Raw genomic sequence first — 21,055 nt, 5'->3', positions numbered from 1 at the left:
CGATGGATAACAAAAAACAAAAATCATTTCGAACTTTGGAAGATCTTCATCTTGTTGATGAATCGCAGGCAAGTGAAGTTGGCTTAACTACTGAGGAATTTAAAAGAGTACAGCGATTGATCGGGCGTATGCCCAATAAAGTAGAGCTTGGAATTATAGGCGCTTTATGGAGCGAACATTGCTCCTACAAATCTACCAAAGCCCATTTATCGAAATTGCCAAGCAAAGGCCAATATGTTTTGGTTGGACCAGGAGAAAATGCAGGAGTGCTTGATATCGGCGATGGCGATGCTCTTGTTTTTAAAATAGAAAGTCATAATCACCCAAGCTTTATTGAACCATTTCAAGGTGCAGCCACTGGAGTTGGTGGGATTTTGCGTGATGTTTTTACTATGGGGGCACGTCCTTTTCTTGCGGCCAATCTTTTGCGTTTTGGTGAACCAAGACATAAAAAAGTTCCTCAACTTTTTGATGGAGTTGTGCGTGGTATTGCAAGCTATGGCAATTGTTTTGGTGTGGCTACAGTCTTGAGCAATGTAGATTTTGATAAAAGTTACAATGGAAATAATTTAGTAAATGCCTTTGCCATGGGAGTGGCTAAAAAAGAAGCGATATTTTTAGGGGCTGCTGCGGGTATCAAAAACCGTTTGCTTTATGTGGGGGCAAAAACAGGCCGTGATGGAATTATGGGTGCTGTGATGGCCTCAGATACTTTTGGTGATGAAACTGATAAAAGGCCAACGGTACAAGTAGGAGATCCATTCAAAGAAAAATTGCTTTTGGAAGCATGTCTTCAGTGCTTTGAAGAGGGATTAGTTGTTGGTATTCAGGATATGGGTGCCGCAGGGATGACCTCATCGTGTTTTGAAATGGCTAATCGTGGATCGGTAGGTTTGTCTATTAATCTCGATGATGTACCCGTGCGAGATGCTTTTATGAGCGCCTACGATATTATGCTGTCGGAAAGCCAAGAGCGTATGGTGATGGTTGCTCAAACAAAAAATGTTTCACGAATACAAGAAATATTTTCACGGTATGAACTCGATGCTGTTGATATAGGTGCAGTAACTGGCGATGGTATTATTTCTATTCATTACCATGGAAATGAAGTTGCTCATCTTGCTCCAACATTAATTATAGAAAATGCACCTCGCTATAGGCGCAGTTATCACAGCACTATTCCAAAAAATATATTTTCTCTAAAACAACGCTGTGAAATTGATTTGAAACAGGCATTTTCTTCTTGGCGAAATGATCTTGGACAAAAGGATGTATCTTTCATTACCGATCAGTTTGATCATCATATTGGAATCAATACTTTGATTGAGCCTGGGTGTTCTGATGCAGCCTTTGTAAAAGTGCCGAACTCTCAAAAGGCGGTTGCTTTATCCTTATTGGCGATGCCGCGACTCTTGAAAAATAATTCCTTTGAAGGTGCTCGCAGAACTATTTTCACAAGTTTATTAGAGATTTCAGTACAAGGATGTAAAGCAATAGGAATTTCTAACTGCCTTAACTATGGATCTCCAGAAAATGAAGAGGTGATGACTCAGTTAAAAAATTCCATTGATGGTATGGCACAGGCAGCAACGCAAATAGATGTTCCTATCATTTCGGGTAATGTAAGCCTCTACAACGAAACACGTGGGTCTCCAATATTACCAACCCTTGCTCTATCAATGGTAGGGCTTTCGGGTTCTCCGCAGAAGAAAACTATTTTTTCTGCCGCATGCGAGGAAGATGAAATAGTGCTATTAGGGAGTGCGCCAAAAGATTATGTAGGAAGTGAAGCAGTATTTCACGATGAGACCTACGACAATCATCACATTGATGCGTGGGAGCATGAGAAAATTATCAAGCTTGCTCATGCCGTTTCAGAATTAGTTTCTAAAAATATTTGCTGTTGTATGAGTGTGGTTTCAAAGGGAGGACTGCTGCTCTCCTTGATAAAAATAGCTACACATTCGCAGTGTGGCATGCAGGTGAATTTTTCTGAAGGTATGGCAAGAAATGAAATTGCCATGCATCTGTTATCGGAGGACTCTCCTCGGATAGTAGCTTGCATATCCCCCAATAAGCGCGATCAATTTGTTGAAACTTGTTCTCAGGTAGATTTCAATCCACTTGGTTTTATCAGGGGAAACTCATTATCTGTTTTTCATGGAAGAGAAATTATTCATGAAGAGTCTGTTTGTGATATGAGAGCACATTATTTTAATCATTTAGGAGAATGGCTTGCCAAGAACTAATGATCGCTTTCGCGATAAATGTGGTGTAGTTGGTATTTATGGCCATGACGAGGCAGCGCATCTGGCTTATTTAGCAATGCATGCGCTTCAACATCGAGGACAAGATTCAGCCGGCATTGTCACTCACCATGCTGGCACCTTCACCCGTGAAGTGGGAATGGGGCTGGTGAGTGATGTATTTAGTGAAAAGAATCTTGCTCGCCTCAAGGGAAATATAGCTGTAGGTCATGTTCGCTATACCACTGCAGGAAAAACAAATCTCAATGATTGCCAACCAATTTTAGCTCGAACCGGTCATGGTCACATGGCGGTAGCTCACAATGGAAATTTAGTGAACGCTGATTTTTTGCGCAGCCGGCTGGAGAAAGAAGGAGCCATTTTTCAAGCTCATTCTGATACGGAAGTTATTTGTCATCTCTTTGCTCACTCTCGCTGCGATAATTTAATTTCTCGTCTGCGCGATAGTTTGGAAAAAATCCAAGGAGCGTATTCGCTGAGTATGATGATTGAGGATAAACTTGTTGGTGCACGAGATCCTTATGGCATTCGTCCCTTGTTCTTAGGGAAATTAGAGCAAGGCTATGTTTTGGCTTCGGAAGATTGCAGTTTTCCTTTGATCAATGCTCAGTGCATTAGAGAAGTTGAACCAGGAGAATTAGTGCTGATAGATCAAGAAGGGGTTAAAAGCTATGACCTTGTTGATCGTTATAAATCAAAGGCAGCTCCCTGTATTTTTGAACATATCTATTTTGCGCGACCTGACAGTCATTTATTTGGCCGCTCAGTTTTTAGTACAAGAAAAAATTTGGGAGTTCAGTTAGCCAAAGAATCACCAGTTCAGGCAGATGCTGTTATTGCCGTTCCTGATTCTGGCGTGCTGGCGGCAATGGGCTATGCCCAATGCTCGGGCATTCCCTATGATATTGGTTTAGTGCGTAATCATTATGTGGGAAGAACTTTTATAGAGCCCGAAGATCGTATTCGTCATTTTGGTGTGCGTTTAAAGTTGAGCCCGGTAAGGGAAGTGGTAAGCGGAAAGAAAATCGTTGTTGTTGACGATAGTATCGTGAGAGGCACAACAAGCAAAAAAATTGTTGAACTTTTGCGCTTAGCAGGAGCTTCAGAGGTGCATATGCGCATCAGCGCTCCAATGACAACCCACCCTTGTCATTATGGAATAGCGACCCCCACTAAAGAAGAGTTGATCGCCTCTCGAAAAAGTGTCGATGAAATAGCGTTTTTTCTAAATGTCGATTCCTTGGCTTATTTGTCTATCAAAGGGATGTATGAAGCATTTTCGCAGGCAGGCAACAACGCAAATATGTGTGATGCCTGTTTTAGTGGTAATTATCCCGTTTAGCTGTATTTTTCTACTTTGTTTTTAAAGTAGAATTTTTCAAATATAAAGGTTCCGAATGGAAATACGGCCGCCAAGAAAGCTAAAAAGTATTTTTTTGATGACCACTTAAGCTCAAGTCCACACCATAAAGCCCAGACGACATATCCCAAAAATAAAAAGCCATGAACAGGGCCTAAAATCTTTACTGCTACAGGTAGATGAGCATAGTACTTCAAAGGCATAGCGATAAAAAGTAGCAATAAAAATGAAGTACCTTCAAGTCTGCCCAAGAAAAGAAATAATTTTTCCATTGTTGCACCTCTCTTAGTAGCGAAAATAATCGATCAGTTTAATTATAAAAGGGTGGATAGGGGCTCCCACGGGAACAATTCCTAAGAGCGAATTACAAAGGAGCAACTGACCATCAAGCTCTTCTTGGTTAAAATATTTTTTGTGCACAGAAAATTTTTTTGAATCTTTAATAAAATTAATTGCAGCTTCTCGCATAATGCTCTCAAGCCCACCCTCAAGTGAAAAAAATTGCTCTTGCTTAAAAAGAAGGAGTCCACAGCGGGAACCATCAACCACAAAGCCTTCTTGATTGCTCAGTAAAGCCTCGAAAACACCCTTGGACTGAGCTTCTTTGAGCGCTAGTGTGTAAGGAAGGTAGTTGGCAGTTTTAAGATGGGCAAGTTGAGGGTGTACCTGATAGCGAGAAATAATTACTTCTACGCCCTGATAAATGCTCTGATCAATAGGAACCATATCTTCAATGGTTATGGCGTAAAATTGTTGATTGATGATTATTCTAATTTTTTGATCATGATTGCTTTTAACAAGCGCTGATTGAATCTGATTTCGCACATGATTTTCTTTTGGAATAGAGTACGAAAAAAAACGCGCATGTCGACACAAACGCTGCCAATGTTGAGCCCAATAGCACAAAACTCTATTTTTAGAACGAAGCGTAGTAAAAACACTTGATCCGTGAAATGAGGCAAAAAGATTTTCGTCCAACGAAGCTTTACGGCCGTTAAGAATTAAGTGGGCCATGAATACTCCAGAAAATTTTCTAAAATAGTGTGACTGTTTTCGCTGAGATAGCTTTCTGGGTGAAATTGCACGCCAAAGATAGGAAGTGTTTTGTGACTTATTGCCATAATGCAGTCATCATCGCTGTAAGCATCTATTATGAAATTAGCTGGAGCTTGCTTGACAGCGAGGGAATGATAACGAGTAAAAAAAGTGGGAGAGTTAAGACCTTTAAATAGTCGTTTTTGATGATGAGTAATCGCTACTCTTTGCCCGTGCAGAGGGGGAAGTTTACAGATTGTTGCGCCAAAATAATGAGCGATAGCCTGATGGCCAAGACAAATACCTAAAGCGGGAATTTGTCGATGTAGAATGGCAGATATTTGTTCCAATAAATTGTGATTCTTGCTTGGATTACCTGGTCCAGGACCAACTAAGGCATGAGTGTAGTCGTCGAGTATCAAAGAGGTGTTCGGCGAAGAAACTCGAACATTTACACCAAGTGAACGAAGCAGTGCGATAATATTGAAACCAAATGAATCATTGTTTTCTATAAACAAGACTTTTTTCGCTTTGAACTGTTTTAGATTTTTTGCTGGCTTCAAGCAGGGGCCAACTATACAGGCTCTTCTATGTTTTTTTAAGGTTTGCTTGAGAAGAATATCCTTAATAAATTCTGCTTTGCGATTAACTTCTTCCCATTCGTGTTCAGGATTGCTGTCAATGACGATACCTGCTCCACTGTTGATAAACATGCGTTTATGAGCTCTTAGAACGCTGCGAATAAGAATATTAAAATCACTTCCAAAGCCCGAGGAAATATAGCCTAAAGTCCCTGTGTAAGGACCTCGAGGCTGTGTCTCAAGTGCAGCAATAGATGCCATAACATTTGCTTTGGGAGCTCCTGTGATGGTTCCTCCTGGAAATAGGGCGTGAATGATATCTTTGAGAGAACTTTGGCTGTGGCCGTTAATTTGCGAGACCAGATGCATGACGTGGCTATAAAATTCTACGCTTCGATCTTCCGTAACAATTACTTGTTCTGGACAGACTTTATGCATATCGTTCCGCAAAAGATCAACCAACATAACATGCTCAGCGTTTTCTTTGGGACAGTTTTTAAGCTCATTCATGTGAGCATTATCTAACACATTATCTTCGCATCGTTTTTTTGTACCAGCGATAGGACGTGTGCCGAGTATACCCTTGTTGAGTGAGAATAATCGCTCTGGACTACCACAGATGATAGACCAATCGTCGTGTTCCATGAGGCCCATAAATGGACTTGGATTGCATGTGCGCATGGATTGATAAAGAGATAAAGCATGGGTGTTTTTGCTGAAATAAAAAGGCAAACTCAAGTTTACTTGATAAACGTCGCCATTTTTAATTGTGTTTTTAATGCTTGATACTGCGTCGAGAAAATTATCTTTGTTCATGCCTGCATTGATATGCTGCATATTCAATGGAGAAATCGAAAGCTTTTTCATAAGAATTGGATCGTGGTGTATAATCTCACCATCATCTATTACTAATCCTTTTTCATAACGACTAAAAAAAGCTTCAGGGAAAATTTGTTGGCCTTGGTGAGTAGCTAAGCCAAAATATCGAGAAAACTCATAGCTAAAAAAGCCTAAAAATGCTGGGAAAAAATGTTGACAAGATGATAGTGTAAGGTGATCAAAAATATCCAAAGCATGACCGATCTTGTGTTCATCTTTATATAAATTTCCATGTTTTACGTGGACGTTATAGTTTGGAGCAATACCGCATATCAGCAACGGAGTTTTTTTGAGTGGGTGCTGAAATTCTAAAAGCGTTGGTTTAAGACCCGCAACTTGGGCCGATTGATAATATTCTAATATTTCCATGCTTAAAGTTTTTTCAGGAAAATTTAATAACGCAAGAGCTAATAGAAAATAATTTATCTGATCTTGTTTGAATAACTGGACATGAAGTAAGAGAGAACAAGGAAACTTTAAAGCCCAACAAAAAGCGAGCTTAATAAGCTCGCTTTAGCATTGAAACAACAAAAACTATTGCTTGTCGCCGAGTGTACAAGTTTTATCGGCTTCGTTAAAGTTGCAAGTGCCTTTGCCTTTCAAAAGACCAGCTGCTTTATCGCAAGTTGCTTTATCTTTTGCTGCATTTGTGCAGATGTCAGCATCAGCTCTTTCTTCGCAAGTTTCGCCATTCAGCACACATACCATTGCATTGTTGCCTTCTTTGCCGCAGTCTTCTTTGCTGAGCTTGCCGCAATCAGGACGTTTGTTGCCGCAGCCAGCTGCGAAAGTTAGAGCGAAAGCTGCTACAGCCAATAATGAAATCACTTTTTTCATGGTTATCTCCTTCGTTAAAGATTGTTGTAGTTCTTAAGTTAAGAGTATAAGAAGAACTATCGGGGGATGTTTGCCAAAGTAGTAGACTAAGCGCACCCCTGCCCACCAATCAACACCAAGAATAAATCGTTGCGTGTTGTTGTCAAGCACTCAGTTAAAAAATTAATATACTTCAACCTCGAGGAAATATGATTAAAAAGAGACTTCAACCTCGAGGAAATATGATTAAAAAGAGACTTCTCGTCAATAACTGGAAATAAATTCTGGCAAATGAATCAGAGATTCGTTATTGCAAATATTTGATTTGCCGGTTAGGGAAGTCTTCGTGAACGGGTTATTAGGTTGGTAAAAAGGGGAATTCCCATGTCTTTTGCCCCCAAGCATATAATGGTGCCGGTTGCAGTCGATCCTGACGACGATTTTATGCTCGCGGAGCATGCTGTATTTGCAGCGTGTGATATCGCAGAAAAATTTACTTCAAAAATAACCTTATTGCATCTTGCTCCAGTAGTAGATCCAAGCATAGGTGCTTCCCTAGACGTGAGTGGTAAGATTTATCATTCATTCATGCTTGTACTTCAAGCACGCATAGATAGAGGCAGGCTAAAGCTTAAAGAGCTTGAGCATTACGCTCAACAAAGAGGAATAAATGTAGAAGGACGGGTTATCGACAGTATTGAAAGAACTGCTGATGTTATACTTGAGACTGCGGAAGAACTAAATGTCGATCTTTTGGTCTTAGGCTCTCACGGAAGAAGCGGTCTATCGAGAATGCTTTTTGGATCGGTAGCGGAAACCGTCAGTAAGAAGGCTTACATGCCTGTTCTGCTTTTGCATCCCATAAGAGAAGAAGAAGAGGATTAACATGCATACGGTATTTTATTTTTCCTTGCTCACGCTTCTTGCCACGTGGTTATTACTGGTAATAGGTGGGCTAGTTAATCCAATGGGCGCTTCGATGGCTTGTCCAGACTGGTATTTTTTTCCTACCTGCAATGGAGAGTTGTTGCCTGACATGGTGGGAGGAGTGTTGTATGAGCATGGTCACCGTTTAGTTGCAACGACGGTCGGCATATGTGTCCTTATTCTAACGTTTCTATGTTGGCGATCAAACATGGTTGATCGTCTAACGAAAAAAATGTGTCTAGTCGCCCTTTTCCTAGTTATGGTTCAGGGAACTCTTGGAGGTATTACCGTGTTACTCAATTTGTCTGCCTTTGTTTCCACTTTGCACTTGATATGCGCAATGGTGTTTTTTGCGCTTTTAGTATGTATTTCTTTCCGTTTGTCTCCGGGCTTTAAGCCAATGCCTCTTTTTGAAAAGTCGCAGTGGGGAATGCTTGCTGCCATAACCTTAACTCTTATCCAATTGGTTTATGGTGGAGTGGTAAGACACTTGGGTGCTGGGCTTGCTTGTGGAGAGGATCTTGTCGGCTGTGGACCAGAATTATGGCCTTCGTGGTTTTATGGGCAGCTTCATATGGGGCATAGAATTTTAGGGTACGCCATTTTCTTTGTGGTGCTTTATGCAGCGATCAAATCTCATTCTTATGCAAAAGCCCGAAAAGATAGATTACTTGCAGCGTTATCAGTGCTTCCTGTAGTGGTGACATTTGCACAAATAGCTTTGGGTCTGCTTGCTATCTATACGGTGCGCTCAGCGTCTGTCGTAGCAATGCACACTGGTTTTGGTGCACTTTTATTAGCGTCTTTATTGACCGTTTACCTGCTTCAGCTTCAGCCAAGTCGTGCTCAAATGGGATCTCGAGCATAATTTGACTTTTCCATCATTAAAAAAGCCTCAAAAGAATTTTTTGAGGCCTAGATATTTTTTCGAATTTATCCCTTAGAATTTATAGCCCAAGCCAGCAGCCAGCATAAGATTATCTAATCCGCCGCCGTAGAATCCGCCACTGTTGAAAATTCTATCCATCCAAACAACACCACGTACGCCAAAGTATACGTGCTCATTAAAACGGTACTGCGTAGCAAAAGAAAGGCCCCAATAATAAACAAGCCCTAATTTTATGAGCCATGAGTTGGTAGGCGCCCAGCCAACTTGAATATTAGAGAGGGGAATCCACCATAAAGACAAAGGAGGTTTGGTGAATGAAGCTTCTTTCCCTTCAAAATTAAAATTTCTTGGGTAGATTATTGTCCAATCCAGCCCTAAACCAACATATAATTGTCGCCACTGATAAGCATAATTAACTCCGTAGAGGAACAGAGCCTCGGTAGGTAAACCCGTTCCTTTATTGAGGCCAAGTTCAAAATCAAAAGTAGAGCCAAGTTCGCCGTGAACATCAAAACCGCTCCATGCGCTTTTTATTGCTGAAGCATAAGAAGTGTTAAGCGCAAAAAAAGAAACTGATAGAATTAGAAAAATAATTTTAGTCATGTTTTGATTGTATCTGGCTAAAAAATTATAGCAATAAAAGTTCTGTTTGGTGAATTTAAAACCATTTTATGTAACTTAAATCAACCGGTTGTCCGTTAATTCCCTTGGCGGGAGAAGCAATCCAGCGAGCAGTTTTTCCTGGTTCTACCACGCGTTGCATAAGTGACTTTACAAATGTCTTTTCTTGTTCGCTAGGAAGCCACTGAGATATGTTTTTTTTCCATAGCTCTTCTGAAATGAGATTTCCTTCGAGGTCAAATCGTGCTGCGCTGTATTCACCAACGTTTCGGTGAAAGCGTTTGTGAGGGAGAGTTAAAATAAAATCTATATTATTGTTTTTTATCTCTTTGTTCCACTTCTCTATTACTTTTTGACAGTCCTGAGCATAGGAATCACGCAACACTTCATTCATGGCTGCTCGCAAAGGAATCTCCTTGGAGCAAAGCTGATGCTCCTTAACAATTTCCAAAGAGTAATTTTGGGTAAGGGCTCTATGTTCTGTATGCAGTTTTTCTTCATATGCTCTACCTTTAAGTCCAGATGCAAAATAGGATGCTGCATTAGAGCTTATTTCTGATCCAAAAAGATCAAGCGAACTTGAATACCAGAAATTAATATATTTTTGTATGAGAGGCAGTGGTATTGCTCCAAGAGGAGCGATGTCATGGGTATCGTGTTGATTCATCATTTGGCAGGAACGCCTGATAACCCTTTGTATTCCACTTTGTCCAACAAATAAGTGATGTGCTTCTTCCGTTAGCATGAAGCGACAGGTGCGAGCAAGAGGATCAAAGGCGCTTTCAGCAAGTGCTAGAAGTTGAAATTTTCCATCTCTGTCGGTAAAAGTCGTGAACATAAAAAAGGAAAGCCAATCATCGATAGGCTCGTTAAACGTATTAAGTATGCGAGGATTATCGTCATTACCGCTGCGACGCTCCAAGAGTTGATCAGCTTCATCACGACCATCGCGTCCAAAATAGCTATGTAAGAGATATACCATGGCCCAAAGGTGACGACCTTCTTCTACATTAACTTGAAAGAGGTTTCTTAAGTCATACAAAGAGGGACAGCTTTGCCCTAAACGACGTTGTTGTTCTACAGAGGCGGGCTCAGTGTCCGCTTGAGTCACGATCAAACGTCGCAGATGAGTTCTATACTCTCCAGGAATCTCTTGCCAAGTTTTCTTTCCTTCATCATCCCCAAAGGGAACACGACGATCACTTTCAGGGGGAGTGAGAAAAATTCCCCAGCGATAATCAGGCATACGCACATAATCGTAGTAAGCCCATCCGTGAGCATCAACACCTATCGCGGTTCGTAAATAAACAAGAGTATTGAGAAAACCATCCGGGCCCATTTCTTTCCACCAGCTAATAAAATCAGGCTGCCACCTCTCCAAAGCTCTCCTAAGTCGCGCATCGTCTGCTAAAGAGACATTGTTTGGAATCCTGTCATTGGAAATAGCGTACATAGTTTTTTCCCCTCAATCATGTAACTGTTTTTTGCTTAGTGCCCTAACACCAGCTCAATGATGTGAAAAAGATTTCAATTGTATTAAAACTATGACTTTTTCTCGTCATGCTCAAATTTTTGCTGAGGAACGTTAAGTTTGCTTACAGCAAAAAAGTTCCCCAAGCTTGGCAACCCTTATTGGCATCCAAAATAGATATGCAAGACTTGCCTCAACCATAGCCTTTGAAAGGACTGCTAATGCTAACAGTAGATAGAAATACGCATGAACGCTTTTCATATTGGCGAACGCGGACTTTTTATTCGATCTTTATTGGGTATGTCTTTTATTATTTCACTAGGAAAAGCTTTACATTTGCAATGCCAGGATTCATGAGTGAACTAGATTATAGCAAATCTGATGTTGGGCTTTTGCTTACGATCTTTTCGGTGACCTATGGTGTTAGCAAGTTTATCAGCGGAATCTTAGGGGATAAATCAAATCCACGCTATTTTATGAGCATAGGTTTAATTATTACTGGCATTATCAACCTATGTTTTGGTATGTCGTCACATATGTGGCTATTTATTGTTTTTTGGGGGCTCAATGGCTGGTTTCAAGGTTTTGGCTGGCCTCCTTGTGCTCGTCTACTCGCCTACTGGTATTCGCGCCGCTCTCGAGGGACATGGTGGGCTATTTGGAGCACTTCGCACAATATTGGCGGCGCATTAATTCCAATTATCGCAGCGCTTTGTCTGCAGTGGGCTGATTGGCGTTTTGCTCTCTATATCCCTGGAATAATGTGTATCATTATGGGAATTTGGTTGATGGAACGCTTAAGGGATACTCCAGGCTCAGTTGGACTCCCTTCGGCAGATGCTATTGAAGGATTATCTGAGCAATCGAGAGAAAAGAGTGTTTCCCATTTAAGCGTTAAAGAAATTCTTTTTAAGTATGTTGTCTTCAATAAATACATTTGGTTTTTGTCTTTGGCCAATTTTTTTGTCTATATCATACGTACTGGTATCAATGACTGGACCATGCTTTACTTGTCTGAAGAACGCGGATTTAGTCTGGTAGAAGCAGGCATGACTATACCGTGGTTCGAGGCAGGCGGTATTCTTGGCATGCTCTCGGCTGGGTGGTGCTCAGATAAAATTTTCAACGGCAATCGAGGAGTTATATCTTTTCTTTACATGATGATGATGGTTATGCCGCTTACAATATTTTGGATTGAGCCTTCGCATAACTATGCATTCAATGCATCTCTCATGTTTTTGTCTGGATTTTTTATTTTTGGTCCACAGATGTTGGTGGGATGTGCTGCAGCTGAAAAATCGCACAAAGATGCGGCAGCTACGGCTTCTGGTTTTGCCGGAACATTTGGCTATCTCGGTGCGGCATGTGCTGGTTATCCTTTTGGGCTTTTGCTCGAAGGTTATAGCTGGAATGGTTTTTTCTTTGCTATGCTTTTATCAGCAGTGTTGGGAGCACTTTGTTTTTTGCCCTTTTTCTCATCTGAGTTCGATTGGTTTCGAGTTTCACTGCGATCAAAGTTGTTTCAACGGTGAAACTCGAATTGCTCTTATTCGTCGATGCTCAAAGGGATACGCAAAAATCTATGCCCCATTTGATCCTTGTGGGGCAGCTGACCACCGGTAATATTCACTTGAAGTGATGGAAGTAGAAGCTTTGGGGCATTAAGCGTTTTGTCTTTGTTTTCTCTTTGTAAAATAAATTCTTCCATTTTCGTATCAGCTTTTATAAGGCGATTGTGCTTTTTAGATTCTAAAATAGTGGTTGAAGCTTTAGGAGTTTCACCTGTTGGCGGGTAGTCATGACCAACCCATAATATGGTGTCGTCTGGTAAAGTATAGAGTTGGTGTTTGATTGAATTAAATAAGTCGTAAGCACTTCCGCCAGGAAAATCTGCTCTGCCACAACCAAGGTTGGGCTGAAATAAGCTATCACCACTAAATACATTATTTCCTATGAGGTATGCTGTGCAGCTAGGTGTATGACCTGGGACCGCAAGAGCTTTGATTTCTATTGAGCCTGCGTTTATGATCTCATTATTTTTTAGTAGATGTTCGTAGGGGAGTTCATAGCTCGCCACATCAGTTTCATAAATTTTTCTAAAGTAATCTTGCGAAGATAAAAACCCTTCTCCTATGGCGCTTTTAATTTTAAAAAGTTTTTTAACGAAAAATGAACCAGTCATATGATCAGCGTGTACGTGAGTATCAAGCACAAGTTGAGGGATTAGCTTATTATTTCTGATAAAATCCTTTAGCTTATTGGTGGAATCATGGGAGATTTTTCCCGAGGCGGCATCAAAATTAAGTACAGGATCGATAATGACTGCATCTTTAGTTTGTTGGTCATGGATAACATAGCTAAAAGTGCAGGTGACGTGTTCAAAGAATGGCGTGATGTGCATGATGGTTACCTTAGAAATATGTAGTATGTTGTGTTAGCATAGATTCTAGGAACTCAAAAAGAAAGATGAAATAAGTTTGAGTCATTTTTATGAGTGAAACTGCATGCTTTACGATGGATTGGCTTCATGATAGTGCCTCATGAAAAATATAATAGCGAGGTTAACGCTATGAGCGAAGCAGTAATCATTGGTGCCAAACGAACTCCCATTGGATCATTTTTGGGTTCATTGTCAAGCTTATCGGCTCCAAGCCTTGCAGCAACAGCCATTAAAGCTGCTATTTGCGAAGCCAAAATTCAAATCAGCGATATTGATGAAGTAATAATGGGGCAGGTTCTTCAAGGAGGTGTAGGGCAAGCTCCAGCTCGACAAGCTGCGCTTTCTGCAGGTTTATTATCATCGACTCATTGTACAACAGTGAATAAAGTGTGTGGTTCAGGCCTTAAAGCTCTCATGCTCGCTCAACAATCAATCGTGTTAAAAGAAAGTAACTTTGTTGTGGCTGGCGGAATGGAGAGCATGAGTCAAGCACCTTATTTTATAAACAAGGCCAGAACAGGTTTTCGTATGGGTGAGCAAATTATGCATGATCTCATGATCCATGATGGTTTGTGGGATCCATATGGAAATGCGCACATGGGTCAATTTGGAGATCAGTGCGCTAAGGAACATAGTTTTACTCGCCAGGCACAAGATGAATTTGCTAAGGAAAGTTATAGAAAAGCTTTGAAGGCGCAAGAACAAAGATATTTTGAAGAAGAGATTGTTCCGGTAAACATAAAAAATAAAAGAGAAGAGTACGTTGTAAGTTTTGATGAAGAACCATCTCGTTTTTTACCAGAAAAATTTGCACAGCTTAAAGCAGTCTTTTCTAAAGAGGGAACTGTCACTGCAGCTAATGCTTCTAAGATTAATGATGGTGCAGCAGCGCTTGTTATAGGTTCACAAGAACAAGCGCAAAAACGCTCGTTACCCGTTTTAGGTAGAATAATAGCCTCGACAACCTTTGCCCATGAACCGCAATGGTTCACTACCGCACCTGCAGAGTCGATCAAAAAGCTTTGCCAAAAAGCTTCTATCTCGGTCGAAGATATTGACTTGTTTGAAATCAATGAAGCATTTGCTGTCGTAGCTCTTTACGCTATCAAGGAATTAGGACTTGATGAATCGAGGGTAAATGTTTTTGGAGGTGCCATTGGATTGGGGCATCCCATAGGCTGCTCAGGTGCTCGTTTAGTAATTACATTGCTGAACGCTCTTAGGAAAAAATCCAAACGTCTTGGTTGTGTGTCCCTTTGTCTTGGCGGTGGGGAAGCGGTATCTATGTTGATTGAACGGGTAGCATAAAGAGAGGTAAATGATGACTATAGCGAAGATCGGAGTGATCGGGGCAGGGCAAATGGGTGCTGGAATTGCTCAGGTTGCAGCGACGGCAGGTTTTTTTTGTGTGGTTACCGATGCTAGGAATGATGCGCTTTTGAACGGAGCAAAAAATGTTGAAAAAAGTCTGGCGAGATTCGAATCGAAGGGGCTTATAAATAGTAAAAAAGAAGTGTTGGAGCGTATACATTGGCATGCTGATCTTGAACGATTACGCCAGTGTGATCTTGTGATTGAGGCGGTTGTTGAAAGCGAGTCGATCAAACGGGAAGTTTTAAGAAGTTTGGATGCTCAATTAAAAGAAGAAGCTATTATTGCTACCAACACTTCTTCAATATCAATTACTCGGCTAGCTCAGGCTACATCTAGGCCTAAACAATTTATTGGTATGCATTTTATGAATCCAGTGCCACTGATGAAACTTGTTGAAATTATCCGGGGCCATCATACGAGCGATGAAACTTTAAATAAAGCTATCAAAACCGTGGAGAGCTTGGGCAAAGTCTCCACTATCGCTCATGATTACCCTGGCTTTATTGCCAATAGGATTTTAATGCCTTTGATCAACGAAGCATTTTTTGCGCTGATGGAGAACGTGGCATCTGCTCATGATATTGATCAAACTATGAAACTTGGCTGTAATTTCCCTATGGGACCATTAGCATTAGCAGATTTTATAGGGCTTGATACATGTCTTGCCATTATTGAGGTAATGCATAAGGGTTTGGGCGACGACAAATATCGCCCCTGTCCCTTGCTTAGGAAATATGTTGAGGCAGGAATGCTTGGACGTAAGAGTAATCAGGGTGTTTTCCAATATTGCAATGAGTAGGTTTTCTTTTATGGCGTATGAACATTTGATCTTAGAAGATAGAAATAAAACTCGCATTATTACCATTAATCGGCCCAAAGTTTTAAATGCCATCAATAAACGAGTTTTATTCGAAATAGAGCAGGCGCTCATAGAAATTGAGGAACACAAAGATATTCGCTGTGTAGTGATTACAGGAGCAGGAGATAAAAGTTTCGTAGCAGGCGCTGATGTTTTGGAAATGAAATCTTTAATGCCTTTAGAAGCAGAAAATTTTTCCGCGATAGGGCATAGGGTGATGGATAGGATAGCCTGCTTTAAAATTCCAGTTATCGCAGCGGTCAATGGTTACGCCTTGGGTGGGGGACTGGAATTAGCTTTGGCATGTGATTTTATTTATGCCTCTGAAAACGCTACGTTTGGCCTAGTAGAAACCAAGCTCGCTTTGATCCCAGGGTTTGGGGGAGTAGCTCGTTTGTCGCAGAGAATTGGTTTAGCCCTTGCTAAAGAGATGATCTTTTCAGCAACACAAATCAACGCAAGTGAGGCTCTGAAAATTGGCCTTGTCAATCGTGTGGTGAGCGGAGGCGAAGTACTGGAAGCAGTAAAAACACTCGCAGATAAAATTAATGATCGTGGTCCTTATGCTGTCTCATTAGCGAAAAAGTTGATGTTGAGAACAGATAGCGCGAGCGTAGCAGATTTAAATGCTATGGAGCAAACTGCCTTTGGTTTAGTATTTTCGAGTCGAGATCATCAAGAAGGAATAAATGCTTTTCTAGAAAAACGAGCGGCAACTTTTGAGGGAATCTAAGGAGTAAGAATGAGCTTTTTATTAAATGATACTCATAAGCTTTTACAAAAAACCTGCCAACAGTTTGCTCAGAAGCAGTTGGCACCCAAAGCTCATGAGTTCGATCAAACCCACGCGTTTCCTAAAAATGAAATTTCTGCCCTTTCAGATTTAGGGCTTATGGGGGTATTCATTCCCACAGAGTATGGGGGAGCAGGGCTTGATGTTTTGTCTTATGTCATTGCTATGGAAGAGATAAGTGCTGGCTGTGCTTCCTGCGGTGTAATCATGAGCGTCAATAATTCTCTTTTTTGTGATCCTATTTACAAATTTGGTAGTAGTAGGCTGAAAGAAAAATTTCTTCCTGATTATGCTTCAGGTAAAAAACTTGGTTGCTTTGCTCTAAGTGAGCCAAACAATGGCTCAGATGCTGCAGCGATGCTTACTACAGCTCAACTTGATGGTGAACATTACATCCTCAATGGAACTAAGGCTTGGATTACTAATGGCTATGAGGCTGATGCTGCCATTGTCTTTGCTACGGTTGATCCGAGCTTAAAACATAAAGGGGTAGTTGCAATTTTGGTGGATATGCCTAGTCCAGGTTTAAGTTTGGGAAAAAAAGAGCATAAGCTTGGCATACGTGCTTCATCAACCTGTAACTTAATCTTTGAGGACTGCAGGGTACCAGTATCTAATATTTTAGGGGAAGTGGGAGATGGTTTTCGAATAGCTATGTCAGTGCTTGATGGAGGTCGCATTGGTATAGCAGGTCAAGCATTGGGTATTGGAAGAGCTGCAATGGAAAGTGCAGCTCGTTATGCCAATGAACGCATTGCATTTGGTAAAAAATTGGCGCAGATACCTTCTATTCAAAACAAATTTGCTGATATGGCACTAAAACTCGACGCAGCTCGTCTATTAAGTTATAGAGCGGCCTGGCTAAAGGATAATAAACAGTCTTTCACGAAAGAAGGGGCTATGGCTAAACTCATGGCCTCTGAAACAGCTACCTATGTAGCTCATCAAGCATTGCAAGTTTTTGGCGGTAATGGCTATGTCAGTGAATATCCCATGGAACGCCACTATCGCGATGCAAGAATTACAGAAATTTATGAAGGAACCAGCGAAATTCAACGTCTGGTGATTGGCACCAGAGTTTTAAAAGAATTTGCTGAGTAATAATTTAGGAGGCTCGTAATATTATGATTACTGAAAGTCTCAAAAATTTACCCACTTCTGTAAAAATTATGGAGGTGGGGCCGCGCGATGGCTTACAGAATGAAAAAACTATCATTGATACAGAACAAAAGATCCAATTTATTGAGAACCTGGTGGATGCTGGAATCAAACGTATTGAGGTGACGGCATTTGTAAGTCCGCGCTGGATACCACCGCTTGCAGATCAGTTGGAAGTTGTATTGGGAATTAAAAAAAAACCTGGTGCGAGCTATGCTGCGCTCGTTCCTAATGCTAAGGGATATGAGAGGGCAGTTGGGACAGGAAAAATAGATGAAATCTCCTTTGTGATAGCTGCTTCGGATACGCACAATCAAAAGAATTTAAATGCAGATACAAAAGCCGTTTTAGAACGTTATCGCGAAGTAGCATATTTAGCTACAAGGGATAGAATTCCGTTTAGAGTTTATCTCTCTTGTGCCTTTGGTTGTCCTTACGAAAACAAGGTTTCGACTCGAAAAATTATTTCTTTAACCAAACAAATGCTAGAACTTGGGGCTTATGAGGTTGCTTTAAGTGACACAATAGGCATTGCTTCACCGCGTGATACCATGAATATTTTAGCTCAGGTTTTACAAGTCGTGAAAAAAGAAGAGCTCGCCCTGCATATGCATGATACACGAGGCATGGCGTTGGCAAATATTTGGATAGCGCTTTTGATGGGAATTGCCTCTTTTGATTCAGCGGTGGGAGGTCTTGGTGGTTGTCCATATGCTCCTGGGGCTTCGGGAAATGTGGCTACAGAAGATCTGGTGAATATGCTTAACAGCGTTGGTATTCAAACGGATATTTCTATTGAAAGCTTGGTAAAGGTTTCGCAAACTATGGCGGTTTTGCTTAAGAAAGCACCTGCGGCAAAAATGGCTGCTATGTGTCGAAGTTAGAGTGGTCAATGGGTAAATATATTAGATTATGGTTGATAATATTTATGTTATGTTTTGCAGCCTGCCAGTGTCAACGACAGCAACAGGGGAGCCAGTCTATCTCGCTTTTGCAAAAGATAAAAGCAGCAAATGATGGTCAGCAGATATCTCACGCTGAACTTATGGAAGTAGTGACTGTTTTAGGAGAAATGAAAGCTCCAGGTGCAGAAGATCAGATTATTAAGCTGATGTTGAAAACTGATGACTTAGCGATCGGGAATGCGTGTATTATGGCTTTGGGAGAAATTAAATCACCTCAAGCTATGCTTTCTATAATTAAATTTATCGACAATAAACCAAGTGTTATGCGCCGACAGGCCATTATTGCAGCGCGAAAGATAGCTGATGATGTAGCGGCAGGTTGGCTTTTGGCCAATGCTTATGGTCATGAAGATCCAACCGTAAGAAAAGAGGCTTTGAGCGCTTTTGAAGAAGTGAATGCGAAAATTAAAAAAGAAAGTAAAGAACACTGAAACCCTGTCGAAGCATGTTGTAGAAGCGCAGTTTTTATTTGATTCTTTTTTAAGAATACTTTGGATATAAAATCGAGAAAAGTTTTTTATCGTGGGAATATGGCCCCTCAATACCAAGGAGAAAGTATGGCTAAGTTAATAGTTGTCGAAGGGATGGATGGAGCCGGTACAACAACTCAAACAAAATTGTTAGTGGATTATTTGAATCATCAAGGGATGAAAGTTCTATCTTCTGCAGAGCCTACCAAGTCTTCACTTGGGCTTGCAGCTCGTAAATTTCTCGCATCGCCTATCGAGAATGAGCCACATTTGTTAACGGCGTTAGCTTTGTGCTTTGCAGCCGATCGAATGCAGCACATTTACGATGTCTTGGAGCCTGCCCTGAAAACACATGATTTTATTGTGTTGGATCGTTATGTCTTATCAAGTTTGGTGTATCAAGGACTTCATTTACCAACTACATTTGTAAAAGAAATTAATCGTTATGCCTTGGTTCCGCATTTAACTATTGTGCTCGATGTTAATGCCCGTGTTGCTTTTGAAAGGCTCAGTGGGCGTAATGGCAAAAAAGACTTTTATGAATCCGCAGATTTACTCGAAAAAATAAAGGCTCGCTATATTCATTTCGCAGGCCAGGATCCGGCTCACACAGTCTTGGTGGATGCGTCAGGGGATATTAGCCAAGTTCACTCTCATATCGTTCATCTATTTAAAAGTAAGTATAAGGTCTAAGGGATTTTTCTATGCTTAAAGTAGATAATGCGCTGATTATGGGAGTATTAAATGTTACTCCTGATAGTTTTTCTGATGGAGGGTTTTATCTTGAGTCTGATAGGGCTATCGCTCGAGGGCTTGAAATGGTTGAACAAGGCGCTGATATAATCGATATAGGTGCTGAATCAACCTCCTACTATACTGATCCACAAAAAAAACCAGTAGAGATTTTAGAGCAAATTAAGCGTGCAGTTCCTGTTATCAAAGGCTTAGAAAAGGCTGGTGTTAGGGGTATATCGATCGATACTTCGAGCGCTGTTGTTGCGCAGGCAGCCTTAGATCATGGAGCGACGTGGATCAATGATCAGCGTGCAGCTATGGCAGATAAAATGATGCCAGTGACAATGAAAAATGCTGAACGTGTTGTATTAATGCATGGTTTTGGTTTGGGTTTTGGTGTAAACGCTGGTGAAAGAGTAAATTACTCACACCCAATCAATGAGCTGAAAGATTTTTTTCAACAACGAGTCAGAGAATTGTTGCAGCTTGGCCTAGAGAAAGAAAAAATTATAATAGACCCAGGTTTTGGTTTTGGTAAAGGTTTGGAAGATTCTCTAACTATTCTTGCTCAACTATCCAGTCTGAAGGTTCTGGGTTTTCCAGTGCTTATTGGGCTTAGCCGCAAGTCATTCATTGGTAAGCTTTGTGGGATTGAGGACCCAATGAAAAGAGACAATGCGTCCTTAGGTGGTAATGTCATGGCTCTTTTATCAGGAGTGGGGGTGATAAGAACCCATAATGTGAAGATGCTAGCTGAAGCTAAGTGCTTGATCGATGCAACATGGCTGAGGAGGTCACGATGAAAATCTACACTAAAAGAGGAGATTTAGGGCAGACAGATCTTTTTGGTGGAGGTCGCGTATCAAAAAATAGTTTGCGGGTCAAAGTTTTTGGGGATATTGACAGTGCTAACTCTGCAATAGGTTTAGCATACAGCATAGTTGGTTCGAGTAATCACTTAAAAGAACTTCTTGAAAAAATTATGAAACTGCTATTTTGTGCAGGTGCGGAAATAGCAACAGCCCCAAAAGATTCGGCAATCAATTTGCTTAAAAGAGATTTAAAAAATCATGTTTCTCAAAAGCATATTAAATGGCTTGAAGACAATATCGATCAGATTGAAGGACGGCTTGCCCCACTGAAAAGTTTTGTTCTTCCGACCGGAAGCGATACGGCGGCGCGCTTGCATTTTGCGCGTACGGTGGTGAGAAAAGCGGAGATATCTTTGGTGGAACTTAAAGAAGCAGGTTCTGATGTTCGTGAGGAAATTGTTATATTTTTCAATCGCTTAAGCGATTTGCTTTTTGTTATGGCTCGCTTTGCCAACCATGAAAACAGTTTTAATGACATATTATGGGATGGCTCTCTTGAGAACGCTTAGGCTCAATTGACAGGTAAGAACTTAATTGACATAG

At 40.9% G+C, this 21,055-nt stretch carries 21 protein-coding genes; 14 read left to right on the top strand and 7 right to left on the bottom strand.

Annotation, left to right across the window (positions count from 1 at the left end; genetic code table 11):
* The first annotated feature begins 2 nt into the window (after positions 1-2).
* On the top strand, positions 3-2,249 hold the full coding sequence (purL, locus tag H6731_00740) for a phosphoribosylformylglycinamidine synthase subunit PurL (protein USN50976.1): 2,247 nt from the start codon (positions 3-5) through the stop codon (positions 2,247-2,249).
* Positions 2,236-3,609, top strand: a complete 1,374-nt coding sequence (locus tag H6731_00735) for an amidophosphoribosyltransferase (protein USN50975.1) — start codon at positions 2,236-2,238, stop codon at positions 3,607-3,609. The genes purL and H6731_00735 overlap by 14 nt, the downstream gene beginning before the upstream one ends.
* Here H6731_00735 and H6731_00730 read toward each other — a convergent pair.
* The 4 genes from H6731_00730 to H6731_00715 form a co-directional block, all read right to left on the bottom strand.
* Positions 3,606-3,899, bottom strand: coding sequence for a DUF3817 domain-containing protein (locus tag H6731_00730; GenBank protein USN50974.1), 294 nt, complete (start codon positions 3,897-3,899; stop codon positions 3,606-3,608). The two genes, H6731_00735 and H6731_00730, sit on opposite strands and share 4 nt — an antisense overlap.
* Before the next feature lie 13 nt (positions 3,900-3,912).
* A complete protein-coding gene (locus tag H6731_00725) occupies positions 3,913-4,641 on the bottom strand; it encodes an aminotransferase class IV (protein USN50973.1) in 729 nt (242 codons plus the stop codon).
* A complete protein-coding gene (locus tag H6731_00720; protein USN50972.1) occupies positions 4,629-6,491 on the bottom strand; it encodes a chorismate-binding protein in 1,863 nt (620 codons plus the stop codon). Before H6731_00720 ends, H6731_00725 begins: the two co-directional genes overlap by 13 nt.
* 165 nt (positions 6,492-6,656) lie before the next feature.
* The gene (locus H6731_00715) at positions 6,657-6,959 is read right to left on the bottom strand and encodes a hypothetical protein (protein USN50971.1); all 303 of its coding nucleotides are present in this window, start codon (positions 6,957-6,959) and stop codon (positions 6,657-6,659) included.
* Between the two features lie 363 nt (positions 6,960-7,322).
* On the opposite strand from H6731_00715, the gene H6731_00710 reads away from it, so the two are divergent.
* Both H6731_00710 and H6731_00705 read left to right on the top strand, forming a co-directional pair.
* Entirely contained in the window at positions 7,323-7,823 is a 501-nt protein-coding gene (locus H6731_00710) for a universal stress protein (protein ID USN50970.1), read from the top strand.
* Position 7,824: 1 nt separating this feature from the next.
* The gene (locus H6731_00705; GenBank protein USN50969.1) at positions 7,825-8,733 is read left to right on the top strand and encodes a heme A synthase; all 909 of its coding nucleotides are present in this window, start codon (positions 7,825-7,827) and stop codon (positions 8,731-8,733) included.
* 72 nt (positions 8,734-8,805) lie between these two features.
* On the opposite strand, the gene H6731_00700 is transcribed toward H6731_00705, so the two are convergent.
* Together H6731_00700 and boxB are read right to left on the bottom strand one after the other, a co-directional pair.
* Positions 8,806-9,357: a hypothetical protein gene (locus tag H6731_00700; protein ID USN50968.1), complete on the bottom strand. Its 552-nt coding sequence runs from the start codon at positions 9,355-9,357 to the stop codon at positions 8,806-8,808.
* Positions 9,358-9,412: 55 nt separating this feature from the next.
* Positions 9,413-10,828, bottom strand: a complete 1,416-nt coding sequence (boxB, locus tag H6731_00695; protein ID USN50967.1) for a benzoyl-CoA 2,3-epoxidase subunit BoxB — start codon at positions 10,826-10,828, stop codon at positions 9,413-9,415.
* A 239-nt stretch (positions 10,829-11,067) separates the two neighbouring features.
* Between boxB and H6731_00690 the strand changes: the two genes are divergently transcribed.
* Positions 11,068-12,378, top strand: a complete 1,311-nt coding sequence (locus tag H6731_00690) for an MFS transporter (GenBank protein USN50966.1) — start codon at positions 11,068-11,070, stop codon at positions 12,376-12,378.
* 14 nt (positions 12,379-12,392) lie between these two features.
* Here the strand turns inward: H6731_00690 and H6731_00685 are convergent, their stop codons facing one another.
* Positions 12,393-13,247: an MBL fold metallo-hydrolase gene (locus tag H6731_00685; protein ID USN50965.1), complete on the bottom strand. Its 855-nt coding sequence runs from the start codon at positions 13,245-13,247 to the stop codon at positions 12,393-12,395.
* A 168-nt stretch (positions 13,248-13,415) separates the two neighbouring features.
* Between H6731_00685 and H6731_00680 the strand changes: the two genes are divergently transcribed.
* From H6731_00680 to H6731_00640, 9 genes are all read left to right on the top strand, one after another.
* Positions 13,416-14,594 (top strand): thiolase family protein, encoded by a 1,179-nt coding sequence (locus H6731_00680; protein USN51899.1) that lies wholly within the window; start codon positions 13,416-13,418, stop codon positions 14,592-14,594.
* A 13-nt stretch (positions 14,595-14,607) separates the two neighbouring features.
* Positions 14,608-15,459 carry a 3-hydroxybutyryl-CoA dehydrogenase gene (locus H6731_00675; GenBank protein USN51898.1) on the top strand — a complete coding sequence of 284 codons (852 nt, stop codon included), beginning with the start codon at positions 14,608-14,610 and terminating at the stop codon, positions 15,457-15,459.
* Between the two features lie 10 nt (positions 15,460-15,469).
* Entirely contained in the window at positions 15,470-16,252 is a 783-nt protein-coding gene (locus H6731_00670) for an enoyl-CoA hydratase/isomerase family protein (protein USN50964.1), read from the top strand.
* Positions 16,253-16,261: 9 nt separating this feature from the next.
* Positions 16,262-17,413, top strand: coding sequence for an acyl-CoA dehydrogenase (locus H6731_00665; GenBank protein USN50963.1), 1,152 nt, complete (start codon positions 16,262-16,264; stop codon positions 17,411-17,413).
* Positions 17,414-17,436: 23 nt separating this feature from the next.
* Positions 17,437-18,354, top strand: a complete 918-nt coding sequence (locus tag H6731_00660; GenBank protein USN50962.1) for a hydroxymethylglutaryl-CoA lyase — start codon at positions 17,437-17,439, stop codon at positions 18,352-18,354.
* Positions 18,355-18,362: 8 nt separating this feature from the next.
* The gene (locus H6731_00655; GenBank protein ID USN50961.1) at positions 18,363-18,866 is read left to right on the top strand and encodes a HEAT repeat domain-containing protein; all 504 of its coding nucleotides are present in this window, start codon (positions 18,363-18,365) and stop codon (positions 18,864-18,866) included.
* Between the two features lie 126 nt (positions 18,867-18,992).
* Positions 18,993-19,598 carry a dTMP kinase gene (gene tmk, locus H6731_00650; GenBank protein USN50960.1) on the top strand — a complete coding sequence of 202 codons (606 nt, stop codon included), beginning with the start codon at positions 18,993-18,995 and terminating at the stop codon, positions 19,596-19,598.
* 11 nt (positions 19,599-19,609) lie between these two features.
* The gene (folP, locus tag H6731_00645; protein ID USN50959.1) at positions 19,610-20,443 is read left to right on the top strand and encodes a dihydropteroate synthase; all 834 of its coding nucleotides are present in this window, start codon (positions 19,610-19,612) and stop codon (positions 20,441-20,443) included.
* A complete protein-coding gene (locus tag H6731_00640) occupies positions 20,440-21,021 on the top strand; it encodes a cob(I)yrinic acid a,c-diamide adenosyltransferase (protein ID USN50958.1) in 582 nt (193 codons plus the stop codon). The genes folP and H6731_00640 overlap by 4 nt, the downstream gene beginning before the upstream one ends.
* The last annotated feature ends 34 nt before the right edge of the window (positions 21,022-21,055 follow it).

Source organism: Myxococcales bacterium (genome assembly GCA_023898405.1).
Taxonomy (GTDB): Bacteria; Myxococcota; UBA727; order UBA727; family JABDBI01.
This window is presented reverse-complemented; position numbering and strand designations above follow the sequence as displayed.